General features: G+C 67.8%; 14 protein-coding genes. 6 read left to right on the top strand and 8 right to left on the bottom strand.

Annotation, left to right across the window (positions count from 1 at the left end):
• Nucleotides 1-54 precede the first annotated feature (54 nt).
• From ACFUUZ_RS17510 to ACFUUZ_RS17490, 5 genes are all read left to right on the top strand, one after another.
• Entirely contained in the window at nucleotides 55-1,971 is a 1,917-nt protein-coding gene (locus ACFUUZ_RS17510) for a hypothetical protein (RefSeq protein ID WP_378697307.1), read from the top strand.
• Between the two features lie 238 nt (nucleotides 1,972-2,209).
• Nucleotides 2,210-2,593 carry a hypothetical protein gene (locus ACFUUZ_RS17505; protein WP_378697305.1) on the top strand — a complete coding sequence of 128 codons (384 nt, stop codon included), beginning with the start codon at nucleotides 2,210-2,212 and terminating at the stop codon, nucleotides 2,591-2,593.
• Nucleotides 2,590-2,916: a hypothetical protein gene (locus ACFUUZ_RS17500; RefSeq protein ID WP_378697303.1), complete on the top strand. Its 327-nt coding sequence runs from the start codon at nucleotides 2,590-2,592 to the stop codon at nucleotides 2,914-2,916. Before ACFUUZ_RS17505 ends, ACFUUZ_RS17500 begins: the two co-directional genes overlap by 4 nt.
• A complete protein-coding gene (locus ACFUUZ_RS17495; RefSeq protein WP_378697301.1) occupies nucleotides 2,913-3,359 on the top strand; it encodes a hypothetical protein in 447 nt (148 codons plus the stop codon). The genes ACFUUZ_RS17500 and ACFUUZ_RS17495 overlap by 4 nt, the downstream gene beginning before the upstream one ends.
• A 1,215-nt stretch (nucleotides 3,360-4,574) precedes the next feature.
• A complete protein-coding gene (locus ACFUUZ_RS17490; RefSeq protein WP_378697300.1) occupies nucleotides 4,575-6,620 on the top strand; it encodes a hypothetical protein in 2,046 nt (681 codons plus the stop codon).
• Between the two features lie 406 nt (nucleotides 6,621-7,026).
• On the opposite strand, the gene ACFUUZ_RS17485 is transcribed toward ACFUUZ_RS17490, so the two are convergent.
• The 3 genes from ACFUUZ_RS17485 to ACFUUZ_RS17475 all read right to left on the bottom strand — a co-directional run bounded on the left by ACFUUZ_RS17485 (nucleotide 7,027) and on the right by ACFUUZ_RS17475 (nucleotide 10,213).
• Nucleotides 7,027-7,623, bottom strand: coding sequence for an MspA family porin (locus tag ACFUUZ_RS17485; protein ID WP_378697299.1), 597 nt, complete (start codon nucleotides 7,621-7,623; stop codon nucleotides 7,027-7,029).
• Between the two features lie 164 nt (nucleotides 7,624-7,787).
• Nucleotides 7,788-8,993 (bottom strand): TetR/AcrR family transcriptional regulator, encoded by a 1,206-nt coding sequence (locus ACFUUZ_RS17480; RefSeq protein WP_378697298.1) that lies wholly within the window; start codon nucleotides 8,991-8,993, stop codon nucleotides 7,788-7,790.
• Nucleotides 8,990-10,213 (bottom strand): TetR/AcrR family transcriptional regulator, encoded by a 1,224-nt coding sequence (locus ACFUUZ_RS17475; protein ID WP_378697296.1) that lies wholly within the window; start codon nucleotides 10,211-10,213, stop codon nucleotides 8,990-8,992. The genes ACFUUZ_RS17480 and ACFUUZ_RS17475 overlap by 4 nt, the downstream gene beginning before the upstream one ends.
• A 135-nt stretch (nucleotides 10,214-10,348) precedes the next feature.
• On the opposite strand from ACFUUZ_RS17475, the gene ACFUUZ_RS17470 reads away from it, so the two are divergent.
• The gene (locus tag ACFUUZ_RS17470; RefSeq protein ID WP_378697294.1) at nucleotides 10,349-11,887 is read left to right on the top strand and encodes an AMP-binding protein; all 1,539 of its coding nucleotides are present in this window, start codon (nucleotides 10,349-10,351) and stop codon (nucleotides 11,885-11,887) included.
• A gap of 6 nt (nucleotides 11,888-11,893) precedes the next feature.
• Here the strand turns inward: ACFUUZ_RS17470 and ACFUUZ_RS17465 are convergent, their stop codons facing one another.
• From ACFUUZ_RS17465 to ACFUUZ_RS17445, 5 genes are all read right to left on the bottom strand, one after another.
• Nucleotides 11,894-15,190 carry a hypothetical protein gene (locus ACFUUZ_RS17465; RefSeq protein WP_378697292.1) on the bottom strand — a complete coding sequence of 1,099 codons (3,297 nt, stop codon included), beginning with the start codon at nucleotides 15,188-15,190 and terminating at the stop codon, nucleotides 11,894-11,896.
• Between the two features lie 112 nt (nucleotides 15,191-15,302).
• Complete coding sequence (locus ACFUUZ_RS17460; protein ID WP_378697289.1) at nucleotides 15,303-15,629, bottom strand: trypco2 family protein; 327 nt, start codon at nucleotides 15,627-15,629, stop codon at nucleotides 15,303-15,305.
• A 120-nt stretch (nucleotides 15,630-15,749) separates the two neighbouring features.
• Nucleotides 15,750-16,580, bottom strand: coding sequence for an SDR family NAD(P)-dependent oxidoreductase (locus ACFUUZ_RS17455; RefSeq protein WP_378697287.1), 831 nt, complete (start codon nucleotides 16,578-16,580; stop codon nucleotides 15,750-15,752).
• Entirely contained in the window at nucleotides 16,573-18,486 is a 1,914-nt protein-coding gene (locus tag ACFUUZ_RS17450) for a flavin-containing monooxygenase (RefSeq protein WP_378697285.1), read from the bottom strand. The genes ACFUUZ_RS17455 and ACFUUZ_RS17450 overlap by 8 nt, the downstream gene beginning before the upstream one ends.
• On the bottom strand, nucleotides 18,483-19,535 hold the full coding sequence (locus tag ACFUUZ_RS17445) for an LLM class F420-dependent oxidoreductase (RefSeq protein WP_378697283.1): 1,053 nt from the start codon (nucleotides 19,533-19,535) through the stop codon (nucleotides 18,483-18,485). The genes ACFUUZ_RS17450 and ACFUUZ_RS17445 overlap by 4 nt, the downstream gene beginning before the upstream one ends.
• Nucleotides 19,536-19,545 lie beyond the last annotated feature (10 nt).

Raw genomic sequence — 19,545 nt, 5'->3', positions numbered from 1 at the left:
CCGGTAGCTACCGATCAACTGTCATGATCGATACGCAGGTCGTTCGAGGGGGTCGTGGCTGAAGCCGGCTCTGTTCACGGTGGCTGTTTGCTGGAGGGGTGGGTGTCGGACTCGGATTGGGGTGTAGCGAAGCCGCTGTCGCTCAAAGCGTTGCACCCGTACCTGTCGGTGGTTGTACTCGAATGCACTGGAGATGACGTTGTAACGCAGTTCGCCATCCTGGAAAATTTCGTCTCGACCATGCCACGACGGCGGGCGGGGCGCTCCGTTGAGACTGTCGCCACGATCAGGTGGGGATCAGATGTCTCGGACGCGGACGTGCCCCGAGATATTCTGACAGAAAATGATTTCAGTGAATTGACGGGATTTGTACGAAGGGTTGAAACGTCGCCGAGTTGGGCTAGCGAGGAGTTGGGACTCCGCGACATCGAACATCTGCTTGTCCTGATGCTTCGGCAAGAACGATTGGTCGCAATTTACGCCGACGATGCCACTACCCAGCGTCTGCAGCGCTGGCTGAGCAAGGCGCCTCGGCCGCAGTGGAGGCGCCTACCGGCTGCTGTTCTTGAGGCGGCCCTGCTGAGTGGGGAGGTGAAAGGGCTGTGGCTGCAGGGCACTCATCGGCGCCGTTCATCGAAGCCCGACTCCAAGAACATCGTCGGGCTGGACCTGCGGGATGCACTCGATCCGGCACACGACTCATCATTTGCTCTTCGTGCAGCGCGAGCGGACCTCGAGGACAGTCCTGAGCGGACTGCATTCAAGGGCAAGGTGGGAACCACACCGGCGAATTCTGCGGTCTGGTCGTCCGAGCGCACCGCATCCTTTCATCAGTATGTCCGGGCAGTCTCCGAATTGTTGACTCTGATCAGGAAGGTGATGACAGAGGGGTCGACGGTTGTGACCTCCCTGCCGATCCTTGCCCGCGAAACCCTGGATGCCTCTGCGGTGCGAGACGCGTACGCGGTCACGGTCTTCACGCCCGAGGGAATAGCGAGTCTCGCGCAGGCCGACATCGCGCGCACGGCCGAGGCTGAGTTGATCCAGCATGCGATCCATGACGTGGTGGGTGACCCGAGCTCGCCGGCTTTCCAGCTCGAAGTGGGTATCGGTGGCGCGATCGGGGGCACGCTCGGGGTCACACCGGTGGAAATCGATGGTCGCTTCCGCCTCGACATCGGCATTCGTGGCACGCCCAGCGATGTCTCGCGGGTAACACCTGTACGTGACGCACTGAGCAGTGGGGATTCGGTTACCATCTACTACCGGTCGGGCCATGCATTCGTCAACAACACATTTTATACCGCTCCCATCACGACTGCACGCTTCTCGAATTGGAGTTTCGAGGACTTCGGCGGCTATCGAATCGACCGGGAGAAGCCGGAAGTCAGGGGTGATCAAGCTATTCACGACAGTATCGGACTGGACGGCGACACGTCACTGTTCGCCTGGGTGCTGCATCACTACGGCGACGGATGGCTGATCTGTGACGACGGATCGGGCGAAGTCGCCGACTTCTTGCATATCGCTGATGATGGCGTTCTCACATTCATTCATGTGAAGGCGACCGACAATGTCAGTCCGTTACGTCGTATTGCTGTCGTCCCCTATGAAGTAGTTGTCAGTCAAGCGGTCAAAAACTCGGTTTATGCCGATGCGGAATTACTTGCGAAAAGATTGCAGGTGCCTCGTATCGCGCGGCCTGCCGCGTGGATCGAAGGCCAGCGCGCGCCAGACCGTAGTGAGTTCTTGGAAGTTCTCGCTTCGCGCGATGCGACCGATCGAACCGAGGTGGTCGTGATTCAGCCGCACGTGAGCGAGCAGAGCTATTGGCGTGTCCGACGTTCGAATAATTCCCCCCCGTCTAACGAGCTCCTGCGGCTCTACTTGCTAGAGCGGCTTCTGACCAGCGCGCGGTCCAATGTGGTGGCCTCGTGCGACGAGTTCACGGTCGTCGGCAGCGCGGTATGAGATCGGACAGTCAGTTTGTGCGTCGTCGCCCGCGGTCGCGAGGGCTCATCGTCCTCCACACCGTGGCGGCACCGTCCTCAGCGGGCGCACAACCGACCGGCACCATCGGCCTCCGAACTCGCGCCCCAACCTCTCTGATCCATACTCAATGCTCCACATCGCGCTGCGCACGACGATGCACCTGAGCTTATCGTGTCGGTGAAGGCCGCGGCCGCACTGTGCGGAGCAGAATGAGCAGATGTTCGGTCACGGCGATGAGTTGCAGACGGCGGGCGAGGTCTTTGCTCGCGCCCTGCCCATCACAGAGGAACTCGCGGTCGCGGCCGAGGCGGTGCTGGCTGCGGTGGAGGCCGAACTGGAGCAGACCGAGACCGCAGCGGAGCTGCTGCGCGCCCAGGACGGCGGCCGCGACACCGAGACGGCGGAAGTGTTCCGCCGGGGTGCGGTGAAGGCGCTGGCCGCTGATCGGAGCCGGTGGCGCCGGATCGTGAACACGCTGCGGCAGCAGCCTGAGCCCGGATTCGACCCGAATGCGGGGCGGGCCGATTTTCGAGGGGCGGAAACCGGATCGGATCTCCGGGCCCGGCTCGGGTCCACCGACGGAGAGCGGGAGAACCTATGACTTCGCGCGGGCAGGTCCGGGTCTGGCACGTCGACGACGGCTGGGGAGCCATCGACTCACCGGCGACGCCGGGAGGCTGCTGGGCCTCGTTCTCCGCGGTGCGTACCAGGCGGCTCCACTTCGAGGCCAGCGAAGCGGTGGAGTTCGAATGGGAACTGGCGGACCAGGACGGCTACCGCTTCCGGGCTACCCGGGCATGGCCGGCGGGGGCGCAACCCACCAATGAGCCCGGCTCGCGGAGCCCGGCCGACGAGCGCCACTTCCGAGGAACGTTCTGGGACATCGATCCCGACGGGACGATCCATCGAGAGGATGGCCGATGATCGGACACCGGCCCGGCGTGGCGCTGGCGGGCGTCGTGGTCGCGGTGGGCCTGACCGTCGCGGGCTGCGCGGAGCCCGGCCCGGACACTTCGCCGTCGGTATCGGCTCCTGCGGTTCCGTCTGTCATCGAGCTCGACGCTGTGCTGGCGCGCGCGATGAGCGCGTCGGTCGAGGAGCGGTGCGGTGCGATCGAAGGCGACGGCACCGACTACGAGCTGATCGACCGGCACCCGAAGGTGCCGGTCTTCGCCCACACCGTGGTCGCGGTCCGACTCAAGAGCTCCTCACGGGTGTGGGGCCGGGTGCAGACCACCATCGACGGCGACCCGCTTCCGGCCCCGGGGGAAGTCCCTTTCGTCTTCGAAGGGACGTCCTGGAAGGTCCAGCGAGACTGGATCTGCGCGATGGTCGCCGCACTGGGGCATTCCTCCCGGGACTGCTGACCCGCTCGCTCGCGGTGGCGCCGGTGCGGTGGGATCCCATTGACTCGAGCCCCGGTCGCCTGGTGTGCCGCCTGCTGCCGGATCCGGTAGCCAACTATTTGCTATGAAGGACAGTTGTCGGCGTGGCGGCTGTTCGACACGCCGTGGGAGAGCCCTGTCGTGAGCGGACGAACGCAAGCCGGTTGGACCGCCTGCGCTGACTGCCCGTCCTACGGAGGTGTGGTGACGTATCGGAGGAGCTGCCGGATCGTCTCACCAAATTCTCACATTTTTGATGGGATTCAGTCGGCCTTCTTGGGAAGTGATGGGATCGATGGTGGAGGCGAAAACCGCTAAATGACAATCTTTTTGGGACGATTTGAGACTGCTTCGGAAAACTGGAACCCGTGTCAAGTGGTCGCAGGTTCAAATCCTGTCAGCCCGACATCGAAAACCCCTTCCGACCTGGATCGGAAGGGGTTTTCTCGTTTCGCGACACGCCGGGAGATTCGAGCCAAGCCGGTCAAAATCTCATACCGCGGTCCCACGCCTCCAGAACATTCCGGTCGGCACCGTCGCGGGCCGATCGATGTCGTGGATGACCGCGGCCTCGCGGTTGTTGCCGAGCTGGCGGGCTGCGCGCTCGGGACTTTCGTGTGTATGGTCGACCGCGGTCGCCACACTTTTGCGGAATCTGCGGGGTGACCCAGGCGAAGTTCTTCCCGCGGGCCGTGCGCCAGATCCAGCTGAAGTTGTCCGGGTTGTGCACCGACCCGTCACGAGTCGAGAAACAGCAGCCTTGTCGGGTTCGGCCTTCCGACGACTTCGAGGTTGTTGATCGCAACGCGCAGCGACTCCGCGGTGTAGTCGACCAGTGCCGCTGTCGTCTCGTGCGATCGAATCCTCGTGCCAGTGTTCAGGTCGACCGCCTACACCCTCGTCCAGTCCCGCGCCGGTTCGCTCGCGCAGGCCGGCGTGTGCTGCGCAGTCGGATCATAGGTAGCTGAGCGATTGCCTGAGTAGTAAAGACTGCGGGATCGAGTAATTGGCTACTCTTGCCGCGCCGAGTAGCGGAGAAGACGCTGAGAAGTCCTACACAGGTGAGCAAAGGTCGACCCTGGAGTTCGGTCGAGCACGAGACCGACAGGAATTCGCACCACAGCTGTGCGCCGCAGTTTCCGGCGGCGGGCCGACCCGTGGTATCGCCTGTTCCGACCGGCGTACAGGGAGGCCGAGATGACCACAGCGGAGGATGCGGACCGGGGACGCGGGACCGAAGTGCGATTGCACGGAATCGGTGACCACGCGACGTACAGCGCGCTGGGAAAACCGCGGTATCGGGAGGTGATCGACAGCCGCGTCTGGATTGGGGAAGTTCCAATGCTTCCGCCGCACAAGCTGCGTCTGGTCAACTGGAGCCGGGCGAACCGGCAGCTTACCCGCAATATCGGGTGGTACCTCGCATTTCCGGCCACGCTGGTGAACGTGGCGGGCTACATGGAGCCTCCCAAAGGTCGAATCCGCACGGTCCTACGCCTCGCGGTTGGCACGGCGAGTGTGTGCCTGACTGTGGTGATGGCGGCGTGGATCTGTGCGATCATCGAATCCGGGTGGCAGGCGATCGACGGTGCTGATGACCGGCTCACCCGGATCCTGCTGCAGTTCTCGGGGCCCGCGATTCTGATCACCGTTATTCTGTACCGGCTCGCCAACGGCCGGGTTTTGGTGGATCGAGGCGGAATTCTGATCTCTTTGATCAGCATCGGGTCTCTGGTCGGTGTCGGGATTTTTGCCGCGCGCAGGCCGGCGTCCACGACAGCGGGCGACGGGTCCCCTGTGCTGCTGGTCTACGACGAGGTATCGAACGCGATCGATCCCATGACGCCGATCGTCGTCATTACCTCGGTGATCGTCTGTGTCATCGCCATCGTCCTCGCGCTGCTCGCTTTCATTCCGGTCTTCAATGCTCGTGCCCCGCTGGCCGGTGCCGCACTCCTGCTGGTCCTGGCGATTTCCATCCTCCACGCTGGTGCTTCCATAGTTCGCCTGGTGATAGCGAACGTCCTGCAGTTCTTCTCGTGGGGTGACTCGCGCCGCGACGGCGAGTATCCCGAGATCTTGCCCACGATGCTGCCGGTTCCCGACGACGTGGATTTGGACGACAGCACTACCGAACTGAGTAACGTGCTGCGCATAGATTTCATCCCGGCCTTTTTTCTCGTCGCAGCAGTGGTCTTCGGCGTGGTGGCCTACGCAATGGCACAGCGCCACCAGAAAGCTGAGCAGGAAAAGCCTGAACAGGCGGTGCGGGATGACGCGGGAGCGAAGGCTGCCAAGGATTGCGCCCGCGAAGCGCGAGCGCACTACATGGTGACCAGCATCCCCAAATTCCTGCCCTGGGTGGCGCTATGCGCTATTCCGGTGACGGTCGCGTGCTGGGCCGGGCTGGCGGTGCTCCTCACCGCGTTGAGCCCGTGGTGTCTGCGGCAGGTCGTCCTCGCACTCAACGTCCTCGGAGCGGTTCTGGTGATCATGATCCTGGCGCGGCGGCCCGAGCGGTGGGCCGATGAAATCCGGCGTACTTTTGCCGCTATCGCCGACATCGCCGGATTCTGGTCACCAGATCTGCATCCACTCGCCGGTGCGTCCTACCGGCGAGCCCTGCTGGCCGGACTGCGGCAGGCCGTCACAGACCTTCAATTTCGCTACCCCGACGAGGTCATCGCTTTGGTCGGGCACAGTCAGGGCTCGGTGGTCTGCGCATGGTTCGTGCGGGGAGCGCACTGGGAGGAGCGCCGGGCCGAAGCCAGGTCCGATCGTCGCGCTCTGAAGGACGGTCTCCACGCTATGGACCGCACTCGGTCGGACCGGATCGCGCTGTTCACCTGCGGGTCGCCACTCGAATCCCTGTACGCGACCTGCTTCCCCCTGCACTTCGGGACAGAATTTTTCGAACGCACCCGAAAGATGACCTACAACGGCAATAGCTGGTGGAACTTCTGGCGGCTGACCGACCCCATCGGTACTGCTCTGCCGGACGTACACAACACTCGGGTGGGCGACAAAGAAGGTATCGAGGCCAAGGGGCACGGCGAGTACTGGAAGGAGGAAGCGATGCGGAAAAAGATCGCCGCATTCCTGGAGAAGCGTCCGATCAGGACAGCCGGGCGCGGGCGGGCCTGTGATTCTCGACCTTGCCCGCAAGTCGGCAATTCTGTTCAGACGGTCTTGTTGGCGTCGACGAGTCGGAATTCGCAGGGAAAGTTGAACACGACCTCCTGATCGAACGCGGCGTCGTCGGCCGCTCGGACGATCCGGGTGCGGCGCGACCACCGCTCCCGTGTGCTTGCCAAAGTCGGCGGGGTACAGCCGGGGGCCGGGCAGCCTACGGGTTCGGGCACGACGTCGGGCTAGGCCATGTTGGTGAGGAGGGCTGTGGAGTCGCTGCGGCCCGTGACGGCGTCGAACCAGGTTCGCAGGTAGATGCGCTGCAGTGTCCAGGGTTAGATGGCCGGCCTGAGCGACTGCGCTGAAATGGGGTCGGCGGGCACCCCTACCATCCGCGTCGACGGCAACTCCTTCTTCGGCCGGCCCTGTCCCGCGTGCCCGACGGCCCGCAGGTGGTCGTCATCTACGAGGCGGTGCACACCCTGGTCGACTACCAGCGCGGGTGCCGGAATGGCCTCGGTCAGATCCAGAGCGGATCGCCATACACCACACCCATGTCGCTGATCTCGTTGGTGTAGACCTGCATCATCGTGTACTGCCGGATGACCGCCGGACCGACGCACCCGTTGATGACCAGGTGGATATCGCGCATGTTGATCCGCGCGGAGGCGCCAGGGACCACGTCCTTCTTGGCGAGCTGCACCTCGGCGACCTTGCCTGGTGTCACCGAGACCGAGGCGTTGAGGCCGAGGTCGGTCAAGTCGGGGTCGCCGTCGTAGTCGGGGCCGATGCCGAAGCCCAGCCCCTGCAGGTCCACCGCGCACCCGACGTGGTAGCCGACGCTCAGCGACCCCGACGCCGGCGACTGCGTGTACGACGATCCGCTGATGTACACCTCGCGCACCGTGCCCGCGGCGTTGAGCGGGGGCACCTTGTTGATGCTCTCGCCGGTCGAGCCGACGACGAAGGTCGGTCCGTCCGGCGATTCGAAGGTCAGCTCGTGCGGGGCCAGGTTCACCACCTCGGCGGCGGCCGAGGGGGCGAACGCGGTGGCGAACGCGGCGGCGACGACGGGCACCGAGCAAGACAGGACGAGCTTGGTGAGGATGGATGGCATGGCGCGATGGTAGCCGTGGGAGGCGTCGGGCAAACGCGGACACGACCGGAGGGGCGGGGTATAAAACCGCAAGTAAAGCAAGGTTTTGCGAGTGCATTCCGGGTATCGGGAAAGACCTCGGCAAACGTGACGCGGGTCGGTGCGGCGCGGGCGGCGGCCGTGGATCAGCTAAGCCGGGCGAGCACCGCCGCGTGCGCGATCGTGGCGAGCTTGGCGGCGATGCCGGGACGGGTGCGCAGCCGCGGGTGCTGGGAGATGTCGGTGAGCACGCCGATGGCGGCGAGTGCGAGGGCGCGCGCGTCCTCGGCGGCGAGGTCTGCGGTGTGGGCGAGGATCGCCTGGGCCCATTCGGCGACGTATTCGCGCTGGGTCTCGCGCAGCGCGGTCTGCTCCTCCGCGGGCAGGTAGAGCAGGTCGGCGGCGAGGATGCGCATGATCCGGCCGTGCATGCCGAGCGTCTGCCGGATGTAGCCCGCGATCAGCGCGTCCAGCACCCGGTCGGAATCGGTGACGGCGGCCAGGTCTTCGGCGGTGACGTAGAGCAGCCCCTCGGCGCCGCGGTGCAGGATATTGCGCAGCACCTCGGTCTTGCTGGTGGCGTACTGATAGAGGGTGCTCACCGACATCTCCGCGCCGGCGGCGATGTCGTCGATGGGGGTGTCGTAGAAGCCGCGCTCGTCGAAGAGCACGGTGGCCGCCGCCAGGATCCGCTCGCGGCGGCCTGCGGGGAGCCGCGGGGCGGGGGCGGGCGGGGGTGGTTCGGTAGCGGCGGGCAGCTCGCAGGCGGCAATGGCGCGGGCTACGGCGGACTGGAGTTCGCGCAGCCGCTCCGGGGCGAGGGTGCCGCGGATGCCGCTGGTGTTGGAGTACATGGTGAGCACGGCGAAGCCGAGCAGTTCGGCGTCGTCGGCCGCGAGTTCGGGGCGGATGCCGCGGATGGCGCCTGCGATCCGGGCGGTGACCTGGGTGAAGTTCTCCTCGAAGACGGCGCGCTGTGCCGGTTCCAGGTGCCGTTGCTCGCGCCGCCACAGGGTGGCCTCGTCGTGGTAGGCGGTGAGGTCGCCGAGGCCGTCGAGGAGCAGGTCGAAGCGCTGCTGCGGGCCGGCGGCCTCGGCGTCGGCGCGGGCGGCGAGCTCGTCGACCATGGCCACCTGCCGGGTGAGCGCCGCGACCAGGATGGCGTTCTTGCCCTTGAAGTGCCGGTACACCGCGGGACCGGTGAGCCCTACCGCGGCGCCGATCTGGTCGATGCCGACGTTCTGGTAGCCGAGGGTGCGGAAGAGTTCGCCCGCGGCGGCGGCGATCTGGTCGGCGCGGCGGCCGCGGCGGGCGGTCGGGCGCGCCGGAGTCGCTTCGGCGGAGGTGGTCATCGGCGCTGTCCGGTCGGCTCGGTCATCGCTCCAGTTTCGCATTCGCCGGGCGCGGCGGAGGGGAGTGTCGAGCGGGGCGGTGTCAGCATGGCGTGGCCGAGGAGCCGCAACTCCGCGCGGATGTTCGGGCGGGTGCGGATGCGCCGGGTCTGGGAGAGGTCGGTGACGACGCCGATCACCGCGAGCGCCACCGCATGCGCCTCGGCGGACGGGTGGCCGGGGTGGCGGGCGCGGACGGCCTCGACCCACTCGGCGACGTATTCGCGCTGCGCGGCGCGGAGCGCCTGCCGGACGTGCTCGTCGAGGTAGACGGCGTCGGTGGCGAGGATGCGCATGGTGCGCCCGTGCATGCCGAGCGCCTGGTCGACGTAGGTGCCGACCAGGGTGTCGAGGACGTCGGGTGTCTGCGCGAGCGCTTCGGCGGTGACGTAGAGCAGCCCCTCCGCGCCGCGTTCGAGGACGGCTCGCAGGATCTGCGTCTTGGTCGGGAAGCTCTGGTAGAGCGTCGCTCCGGAGATCCCGGCGGCGCGGGCGATGTCGTCGACGCGGACATCGTGGAAACCGCGGTCGTTGAACAGCGCCGCCGCCGCCGCGATGACGCGTTCCCTGCGCCCGGCCGGGATGCGCTCGGACTGCGGCGGCGGCGCGGCTGCTACGGCGCTCTCGGGCAGGGCGCACCACGCGATCGCGCGGGCGATGGCGCCCTGGGCGGCGCCGAGCCGCGCGTCGTCCAGGCCGGCGCGGATCTCGGGGGTGTTGCCGTAGAGCGAGAGCAGGGCCAGGGAGAGCAGTTCCAGGGCGCCGTCGCCGAGTTCGGGGCGGGCGGCGGCGAGGGTGGAGCGGGTGTGGCGCTGCACCGTTCCGAAGGCCGCCCGGAACTGCTCGCGCTCGGCCGGGCGCAGGTGCCTGCGCTCGCGCCGCCACAGCATGGCCTCGTCGCGGTGCACGGCGTGGTTCTCCAGGTCGGTGAGGAGACCGGCCAGGCGCCGCTCGGGCGGGGCCGTGCCCTCCGCGGCCCGGCGGGCCATGTCCTGCACGAGTTCGACCTGCCCGATCAGCGTGCGCACCAGGATGTCGTGCTTGCCCGCGAAGTGCCGATACACGGCGGGGCCGGTGAGCCCGACCGCGGCGCCGATCTCGTCCACGCTCACGTTCTGGTACCCGGCGTCGCGGAACAGGTACGCGGCCGCCCGCATGATCTGATCACTACGTCGCGTCATGAAGCCCCCTTGTTTCGTAGCGAAGACTAACACAAAGCTCTATTTAGCCATTTGAGTGCCGCTATTGACGGGGACGTCTATCGAAGTTTACATTCACTCAAGAGACTTGGATCACAGCTAGCGAGGAGCCTCGACATGTACCCCGGCCGACTCGTCTCCGAGCACCCCGACCGACCGGCGATCATCATGGCCGCCACCCGCGAGACGCTCACCTACCGGCAACTGGACGAGCGGGCCAACCGGCTCGCGCACCACTTCCGCGCCATCGGCCTGCGCCGCACCGACCCGATCGCGATCTTCACCGAGAACCACCTCGAGCTGATCGTGACCATGGCCGCCGCCGAGCGCACCGGCCTGTACTACACGCCGGTCAACTCGTTCCTCTCCGGCGAGGAGGCGGCCTACATCGTCCGCGACTGCGGTGCGAAGGTGGTGATCAGCAGCACCGCCAAGGCGGAGGTGGCGCGCAGGCTCCCCGAGCTGTGCCCGGCCGTCGAGCACTGGCTCATGGTGGACGGCGCCGAGCCGCCCTTCCAGGACTTCGCGACGGTGCTCGCCGACCGGCCGGTCACGCCGGTCGAGCGGGAACGGCTCGGTACGCCGATGTTCTACTCCTCCGGCACCACCGGGCGGCCCAAGGCGGTCAAGCGGCAGCTGCCCGATGTCGCGCCCGACACCCAGCTCGGCATCGAGGAGATGGGCAAACGGCTCTTCCACATGCGCGAGGGCATGGTCTTCCTCTCCCCGGCGCCGCTCTACCACTCCGGCCCGCAGTCCACGATCTCCATCGGACTGCGGCTCGGCGCGACGCACATCGTGATGGAGCGGTTCGACGCCGAGGCGTTCCTCGCGCTGATCGAGGAGTTCCGGGTCACGCACACGATGGTGGTGCCGACCATGTTCTCCCGGCTGCTCAAGCTGCCCGCCGAGGTCCGCGAGCGCTACGACCACTCCTCGCTCGAGGTGGCGGTGCACGGCGCGGCGCCGTGCCCGCGCGCGGTGAAGGAGGACATGTTCGCCTGGTGGGGGCCGGTGATCTACGAGTACTACGGCGGGACCGAGGCCAACGGCACCTGCGGCTGCACGCCGGAGGAGTGGCTGGCGCACCCGGGCACCGTCGGCCGCGCCTTCTTCGGCGAGATCGCCATCCTGGACGACGACGGCAACCCGCAGCCCGCGGGCACGCCCGGCACCATCTGGTTCCGCGGCGGCAACAGCTCCTTCGAGTATCTCAACGACGCCGAGAAGACCGCGGAGGCCAGGGATCCCAGCGGGACCATGTCCAAGATCGGCGATATCGGGTACCTGGACGAGGACGGCTACCTGTTCCTCACCGACCGGCAGGCCTTCGTGATCATCTCCGGTGGGGTGAACATCTACCCGCAGGAGATCGAGAACCTGCTCGTCACGCATCCCGAGGTCATGGACGCCGCGGTGTTCGGCGTGCCCGACGAGGATTTCGGGGAGGCGGTGCAGGCGGTGATCCAGCCGCTCGATCCCGACGGGGCTTCGCCGGAACTCGCCGAACGGCTGCGCGCCTTCTGTCAGGAGCACCTGGCCCGCTTCAAGTGCCCGCGGTCGTTCGATTTCATCGAGGAGATGCCGCGGTTGCCCACGGGGAAGTTGTACAAGCGGACGCTGCGGGACGAATATTGGCCGCAGCCGCGCCAGTGATGCCGCTCAGTGATGCATTTGAGCTATGACTGGGGGCAGTCGGTAACCGAGTCGGTGCAGTGTCAGAACAGCGGCCTCGGCTCCCCAGAATGCCCACTGAGCCTCCGAGCGGCGAAGCAGCAGGTTCAGCATGGCCCCCATTCGCCGAAAAGCGACGTAGACGTGGGGCAATTGAGCCACTGGATCGCGCGTGGCGAGATCCTGGCGAATCCGGAGTGTGCCCCGTGCAGCAGCCAGCCCTTGCTCGCGCCGGCCGAGGTCGTACAGGTTCTCCGCATGGTTGCCCAGGGCCATGGCGACGTCCGTGAGGTAGGGGTCGGGGCGCGACTTCGCCAGGAGTCTGTACATGTCCAATGCGGCGGAGGAGTCGGCGAGCCGCTCCTCGAGCCGGCCGACAGTGCCGAGCCGGACAGCGCGATTGTGCAGGCACATCGCCATGTCTGGAAGGTAGAGGGCGGGATCGAGTGCGTGCAGTTCGCGGCAGAGCCGGACCGCCTCTTCGATCGTTCCGAGTGCCTCGTGCTGCATGTCGTCCTCGCCCAACCGTACGGCGTGGTTGCTGAGAGCTCTGACCAGCATCTGCCGCGTAGCGGGCGAACCCTCGGTATCCAGTCGGCGTGATATGTGCAGCGCCTCCGTCGACGCCTCCCGAGCCCGCGCGCTGTATCCGAGGTTTGCCTGGATGTTCGACAGAGTGACGAGACTGAGCCGGAGCTGCGGAAGTACTGCATCCGGATCCTCCTCCGCGGCGTCCCGCCGGATCTGCACCGACGCTTCGGCAGGTCCGAGCGCTGACGCGAAGAGGCAGCGAGCGCCGAGTGCTTCCGCCAGGTTCAGCAGGCTCATGGCGAGGTCGTTCCGCGCCCTTCCAGGCTTGCCCTCGTCCAGAGTGAGGTGTAGCGCGACAGCGGCTCGGGCGGCGTCGGCCGCTTCTGCCCATCGACCCACATTGAGCAGCCGTTGTGCCCGATTGTTGACGACCATGGCGATTGCATCCATGTTCTCCACCTGCAGCGCGAACGGCATGAGCCGATAGGTGGCGAGCGCGTGATCCACCACTGCCAGACCCTGCTCCCAGCGCCCCAACAATCCGAGCGCCAACTGAACGAGATTGAGGCTCTCGAGCGCGGCCGGGCACCTCGCCGGCTGCTCGATCGCCAGCTCGCTTCTGATCTGGAACGCTTCGGCGGCTGCGGCCAGGGCTTCCGTGCTCGGGCCGAGGGGCAACAGCCGATTCGCGAGTTCGTTCAGGCTGTACGCCAGCAAGGTGCGTTGGTCGTCCGCTCGCTGCGCGGCGTTCCGCGTGCGCGTCGCCACGATGCGAGCGAGCTTGACAGCGGTGGACGCGAGAGCGACGGTCCGAGTCGGTAGGACGAGTTGATAGGAGAGCAGTGTGCCGAGCTCGGTGCTCGCATCGTCGATCACTCGGTGCAAGGCCGTCAAAAGAGGGTCGGGCTCTTCGGTTCGGGTGACGACTTCGATCGCAGCCACCATCAACGTCTCCCGATGCTGCACGCACCAGCCCGTCAGCCGCTCGCTCGCGAAGGCGAGGTCGGGGTGGGTCGCCGCACGGGTGCAGACAGTCAGAAAATGGACGGCAGCCGGATGGTCGGCGATAGCGGCTACCACCGCGGACAGCACACACGAACGATCGCGATCGCTCATGATCGATCCGACCAGCCGCTCCGCCAACCGGTCGGGTGCCAAACCGCCGAACAGGCCGGGACCGGCGCCCGGGTACACGCTGATCAACCAGCTGCGCAGCCTCGTGCGCACGAGTAGAGGCTGATCGATCAGTTCGGGAATCACGCTCAGCACAGAATCGAGGTCGTCCACGGTGACCGGTCCCGACACCACGCAGGCTGCGACGAGGTCATCGAGCAGTGCGCTGCCCAGATTCTCCAGCCGCTGTCCACGAGCCGTGTATTCCCAGTATCGCCGCTCGTGGCGGAGCACCCGCTCCTCGACTGCGCGGCTTCCGATGACACCGGGGGCGGGTGTCAGCCCCGCGTCGAGTAGATCTGCCAGCGCCGCCATCTGGACGGCGAGTACGGTTGCGCCGTCGCCCGGATCCCGCACGACCGGCCGGTCGAGGATGTGGGTGCCGAGGTCCTGCCAGTCGCACTTGGGCCCGAACTGCAACGCTTCCATCGCCGCGGCGAAGGCGGTCACTGCGGCGCGATAGGTCGATGTGCGCGCCTCCGGCGACTGGTCGAGTGGCGTGAGCTCGCTGACCCGAGCGGTGTCGATGACGTCGGCGGCCGCGTCGCTCTTCGCGGCGAGCTCCTGCCACCACGGGCCGGCGGTGCGCGCCGTCAACAACACCTTGATGGTGCACGACGCCGGGGAATGGATCAGTTCTTCGCAGAGCGCGGCGATCTGCTCCACTTCCCCTTCGGCGTAGTCGACGATGATCAGTAGCTTCGATCTGACCGCACGGACGATGCGGAGATCCGCTTGTTCGCTGCCGCGTTTCAGCCAGAGCACCGCCCATCCCCGCCGGGCCATGCGAGCACCGAAATGGCGGGCAAGCCTGGTCTTGCCCTGTCCGCCGCGACCGTGCATCAACCATGCGGGCACGTGCGGCTCGTCGGCCCAGGCCGTCAGCTCCGCGAGAAGTCCTTCTCGTCCGGGCCGGAACGGCACAGTCGCATGGCGCGCGGTGAGCAGGGCCGCGGGCGTGCGGGCGACGCTCGAAGCGTGGTCGACGGCCAGCGAATCATGGAGTTGCTGGAGTTCAGCGGCCTCGCAGCGCAGTGCCTGGGCACCGGCGTATCGTTCGAGCGTCGCCGTGAAGTCCGGGTCCGCGAGCAGCAGATAGGAAGGAACCACCACGAGCGCTGCGTGACCCCGGTGGGCGGGATCGGCGCACACGACGCCCATCAGCAGCTCGCCCGAGTGGACTGCCGCCCCCGACATCCCGGACCACGGGGAAGGACGCAGATCATCGGGAGGGTGGTTGTCGAGTTTGACGATGTATCGGTCCGCGACATAGCCGTCGCCCGGATTCAAGGATCCGGTCACCTGCTCGATCTCGGTGGATGCGTCCGATGGCCGGGCGAATTTGGGCAGGCCCCAGCTCTGGCAGGGGAGCCCGGGCTGCTGGGTAACGGTGCGACCCCACGTCAGCGAGGAAAGCGCAGGCGGTTCCCATGCCGGGTCGGAAATGTGGACGAGGGCAGCGTCGGTGCGCCCATCGGGGCTGCCGCGCCAGACGATTTCGGCGCGGTAGGTGGTGGGAGAGCCCGGGACGAACACCGATACCGCGGCCTCCGCATGCTCCGCGAGGTGAGCGGAGGTCACTACGAGTCGGGGAGCCAGAAGACACCCCGACCCTGCCGCGGTCCCCTGCACTCCGACCACATGGTTTCGATCCATTCGACGATCCTCCGACCGCGCCCGCTGCGTCCGCCGCTCATCGTCCGATCGGGCTGGTGCTCCGCTCTGGACCGAGCTCGAAGTGATCGCCGCCCACGCGCACGTCATCGCCGCTGTGGACGCGCGGAGTCAGGGTGATGGCGACGCGATGCCTTTTGGTCTTGACCGCTCCGGCCTCGACGTCACCCGTCACCACCCACGCCTTGAATCCCAGCTTCGCTTTGGCGTCCCGGCGGAGTTCGAGTTCGAAGGACAGCTCGACCGGTCCGACCACGAACTCGATGTCGGGCTCGCCGCGGCGCGCCACAGCCGCGTACAGCTCGTTTCGGACCACCTCGACGGCATCGGCCAGTTCGATCTCCATGACCGGGACATCGCCCGCCAAACAACTTCTGCTACACCGATAATCGATCGGTCGGCGATGCCCCGACGCCTCTCGAAGCGGAACCGGCACCGGGTTCCGCGCCGAGGAGGCAGGCCGGACTCAGACCTGCGTCCCCGCGGTGGTGGCGGAGAGCGACTGCATGTCGGGGACGAAGGGCTGGTGGGCGAGCAGCCCGCCGTCGACGCGAATCGTCTCCCCGTTGATTCCGCGCGACGCGTCCGAGGCGAGGAACAGGTAGACCTGGGCGAGCTCGTCCGGCCCGTTCAGGTCGGGGGACGGGGTGTGCCTGCGGTAGATGTCGGTGATGGCGGGCGGCAGGTTCTGGGCCGGGGGAGTGCGGGTGGTGCCGGGGCAGATGGCGTTGCAGCGCAAGCCTTCCGGGCCGTACTGAGTGGCGGTGTAGGCGGTGAGGGCGAGCAGGGCGGCCTTGGTGCAGCCGTAGCCGGTGAGGCTGGTGTCGCCGGCGAAGGCGTGGGTGGAGGCGGTGTTGACGATCGAGCCGCCGGCCGAACGCAGGTGCGGCAGGGCGTGTTTGGTGGTGAGCATGGCGCTGCGCAGGTTCACCGCCATGACGTCGTCCCAGACCTCGACGGGCATGGTGGCGATCTCGCCGTCGCCGCCGGGGAAGACGCCTGCGACGTTCATGAGCAGGTGCAGCCCGCCGAAGGTCGCGACGGTGGTCTCGACCAGGGACCGGATCTGCTCCTCGGAGCGCAGGTCGGTCTCGACGGCGAGCGCCACCCCGGGGCCGTGCTCGGCCTCGAGCTGCTTCGCCAGCGCCTGCGCGCCGTCGATATTGATGTCGGCGAGGACAACGCGGGCGCCTTCCGCGGCGAAGGCGGCGGCGGTGGCGCCGCCGATATTGAGCCCGCCGGGGTCGACGAGGGTGGCGCCGGTGACGATGGCGGTGCGGCCGGTGAGTCTAGCCATGGCGGTGTCCTTCGGTGGTGTGGAAGTCGGTGAGGTCGGGGGTGGCGGTGCGGGCGAAGTAGTCCGGGACGGCCCACGGCGAGTTGGTGACGACGCGGCCGGAGCTGTTGCGGTAGTAGTTCCGTACGCCGTCCTCGGCGTAGACCATGGCGGCGTTGGCGGCGTCGAGTTCGGTGTTGTAGCGCTCGTAGACCTCCGGCCGCACCTCGACGGTCGCCAGGTCGTCGCGGACCATGCGGGTGAGCAGCTCGACCACGTAGCGCACCTGCGCCTCGGCGGTGACCAGGTAGCTGCCGCCGGGCGGGTTGGTGTTGGGGCCGTAGAGGAAGAAGAGGTTCGGGAACTTCGGGGCGGTGATGCCGAGGTAGGCGCGGCCGTTGTCGTCGCCCCAGGATTCGCGCAGCTCGACCCCGTCGCGGCCGTGCAGCCGCAGCGGGTACAGGAAGCGCTGCTGCTGGAAGCCGGTGCAGAGCACCAGGGTGTCGATCTCGTGGGTCTCGCCGGAGGGGGTGACCAGCGCCCGCTCGGTCAGGTGGTCGATGCCGTCGGTGACCAGGCTGATGTGCGGGCGGCGCAGGGTGGCGAACCAGCCGTTGTCCAGCAGCAGCCGCTTGCCGAACGGCGGGTGGCCGGGGGTGGCCTTGGCGATCAGATCCGCCCGGTCGCCGAGCTGGGTCTCCAGGTAGCGGGTGAAGAAGCCGCGGAAGGCGTCGTTGAGCGAGCTGACCCGCTTGCCCTTGGCGGCTGCCTGCGGGTCGACGCGGAGCGCGGCGTAGGTCCGCTCGGTGTAGAGCCAGTACAGCCGGAAGCGGAACCAGGCCCGGTAGAACGGGACGTGCTGGAAGAGCAGGTGCCGGTCGGCGGGTTGCGGCTGGAAGTAGTGCTCGTTCGGCGCGATCCAGTGCGCCTCGCGCTGCAGCACCACCAGCCGCTCGGCCTCGTCGGCGATGGCACACACCAGCTGCATGGCGCTGGCGCCCGCGCCGACCACCGCGACCCGCTTGCCCGTGAGATCGGTCTGCTCCGGCCAGCGCGCGGAGTGCACCACCTCGCCGGTGAAGTCGGCGAGCCCGGGGAAGTCCGGCACGTTCGGGGTGCTGTGCAACCCGGCCGCGGTGATCAGCGCGGTGCAGCGGATGGTCTCGCCCGCGGTGGTGACGACCCACTCGTTCGCGGCCGCGTCCCACTCCGTGGCCTCGACCGCGACCCCGCACTCCAGGTGCGGCGCCAGTTCGAAGTGGTCGATCAGGTCGTCGATGTAGCGGACGATCTCGTCGCGCCTGGCGAAGTTCTCGCTCCAGTTCCGGGGGAAGAAGGAGTAGGAGTAGAGGTTGCTCGGGATGTCGACGCGCGCGCCGGGGTACCGGTTCTCGAACCAGGTGCCGCCGGGCCGGTCGTTGCGCTCCAGCACCCGGAACGGGATGCCCGCCCGCTTGAGGTGCACGGCGGCGGCGAGCCCGGAGAAGCCCGCGCCGACCACCAGCACCGAGAAACCGGGCCGCAGCCGCGCGCCGACATCCGCGGGCAAGTACGGGGTGAAGCCGAGCTGCTCGGCGGCCAGCGGCGCGTAGGTCTCCGGGATCGGCTCGCCCATCACCGCGCTCATCAGCTCGACCAGCTCGGCCGGGCCCGGCTCGGGATGCGCGGCCCCGGTGCCCGCGGACCACGCGGCGACGGCGTCGGCCGCGGCGGCCCGCACCTCGGCGGCGCGCTCGGCGGGCAGCCCGCCGTCGTCCAGGTCCTCGAAGCCGACGGTGCGGGCCACCCGGTACGGCTCGGCGAGCCAGCGGTGGTCGCCGGTGAGCTGGAACAGCACGCCGAGCAGGCAGGGCACGTTCGCCGATGCCAGCGCGCGCCGAAGGTCGTCCGGTTCGACGGCGGGGGCGGGGTCGAGCAGGCTGCTCACGGGATCTCCTTGCCGAGGGCGACGACCGTGCGCACGGCGTCGATGCGGTCGGTGGGGTCGGTGGCCATCGGGGTGACGTTCACCAGCGTCACGCCTGCGGCGCGCAGCGCGCCGAGCCGTTCGCGCAGGTGTGCGCGGCTGCCGATGAGGGTGGTCGCGCGCACGAGGTCGTCCGGCACCGCGGCGACGGCCTCCCTCGTGCGCCCGGCCAGGAAGTGGTCCTGCACCACCGCGGCCTCCGCGGCGAAGCCGTAGGCCGCGACGAGGCGGTTGTAGAAGTTCCGCTCGCGGGAGCCCATGCCGCCGATGTAGAGCGCCAGCTGCGGCTTGGCCGCGTTCAGCAGCGGGGTGGGGTCGCCCTCGGTGACCGCGAGCGGGGCGCGGGCGATGATCTCCAGCGGCGGCAGCGTCTCCGCACGCTTCGCCCGGCCCGCGGCCAGCGCCGCGCCCCAGACCCGCTCGGCCCGCTCGGGGTGGAAGAAGATCGGCTCCCAGCCCTCGGCCAGCTCGGCGGTGAGCTCGACCATGCGCGGGCCGAGCGCCGCGACCGAGATCGGGATGCGTTCGCGCACCGGGTGGTTGATGAGCTTGAGCGGTTTGCCGAGCCCGGTGCCGCGGTGCGGGTCGAGCGGGATGCGGTAGTGGCGGCCCTCGTGCCGCAGCGTCTCCCGGCGCCAGACCGCGCGGCAGATGTCGATGGTCTCCCTGGTCCTGCCGAGCACCCCGTCGAAGGGAAGCCCGTGGAATCCCTCGACGACCTGCGGCCCGGAGGAGCCGATCCCGAGCCGGGCCCGGCCCGCGGCCACGGAGTCCAGCCCGGCCGCGGTCATGGCGATCAGGGTGGGGGTGCGGGTGTCGAGCGGCAGCACACCGGTGGCGATCTCGACGGTCGCGGTGCGGGCCGCGAGGTAGGCGAGTTGGGTGACGGCGTCGAAGGTGTAGGCCTCGCCGACGGTGACCGATGCCAGCCCCTCGTGCTCCCAGGCGGCGATCTCGTCGGCGACCTCGGCCATCGGCCTACCGAACTCCAGTACTGTCCCGATGCGCATGCGGCGCTCC

It is taken from the genome of Nocardia sp. NPDC057353, from assembly GCF_042667085.1.
Lineage (GTDB): Bacteria > Actinomycetota > Actinomycetes > Mycobacteriales > Mycobacteriaceae > Nocardia.
The sequence above is the reverse complement of the archived record's forward strand: the minus strand, read 5'-3'. Positions and strand labels throughout refer to the sequence as shown.

Excerpts from the sequence above, each read along its gene's own strand:
- ACFUUZ_RS17505 (WP_378697305.1), top strand. The coding sequence starts at position 2,210 with ATGTTCGGTCACGGCGATGAGTTGCAGACGGCGGGCGAGGTCTTTGCT.
- ACFUUZ_RS17500 (WP_378697303.1), top strand. The coding sequence starts at position 2,590 with ATGACTTCGCGCGGGCAGGTCCGGGTCTGGCACGTCGACGACGGCTGG.
- ACFUUZ_RS17495 (WP_378697301.1), top strand. The coding sequence starts at position 2,913 with ATGATCGGACACCGGCCCGGCGTGGCGCTGGCGGGCGTCGTGGTCGCG.
- ACFUUZ_RS17490 (WP_378697300.1), top strand. The coding sequence starts at position 4,575 with ATGACCACAGCGGAGGATGCGGACCGGGGACGCGGGACCGAAGTGCGA.
- ACFUUZ_RS17485 (WP_378697299.1), bottom strand. The coding sequence starts at position 7,623 with ATGCCATCCATCCTCACCAAGCTCGTCCTGTCTTGCTCGGTGCCCGTC.
- ACFUUZ_RS17480 (WP_378697298.1), bottom strand. The coding sequence starts at position 8,993 with ATGACCACCTCCGCCGAAGCGACTCCGGCGCGCCCGACCGCCCGCCGC.
- ACFUUZ_RS17475 (WP_378697296.1), bottom strand. The coding sequence starts at position 10,213 with ATGACGCGACGTAGTGATCAGATCATGCGGGCGGCCGCGTACCTGTTC.
- ACFUUZ_RS17470 (WP_378697294.1), top strand. The coding sequence starts at position 10,349 with ATGTACCCCGGCCGACTCGTCTCCGAGCACCCCGACCGACCGGCGATC.
- ACFUUZ_RS17460 (WP_378697289.1), bottom strand. The coding sequence starts at position 15,629 with ATGGAGATCGAACTGGCCGATGCCGTCGAGGTGGTCCGAAACGAGCTG.
- ACFUUZ_RS17455 (WP_378697287.1), bottom strand. The coding sequence starts at position 16,580 with ATGGCTAGACTCACCGGCCGCACCGCCATCGTCACCGGCGCCACCCTC.
- ACFUUZ_RS17445 (WP_378697283.1), bottom strand. The coding sequence starts at position 19,535 with ATGCGCATCGGGACAGTACTGGAGTTCGGTAGGCCGATGGCCGAGGTC.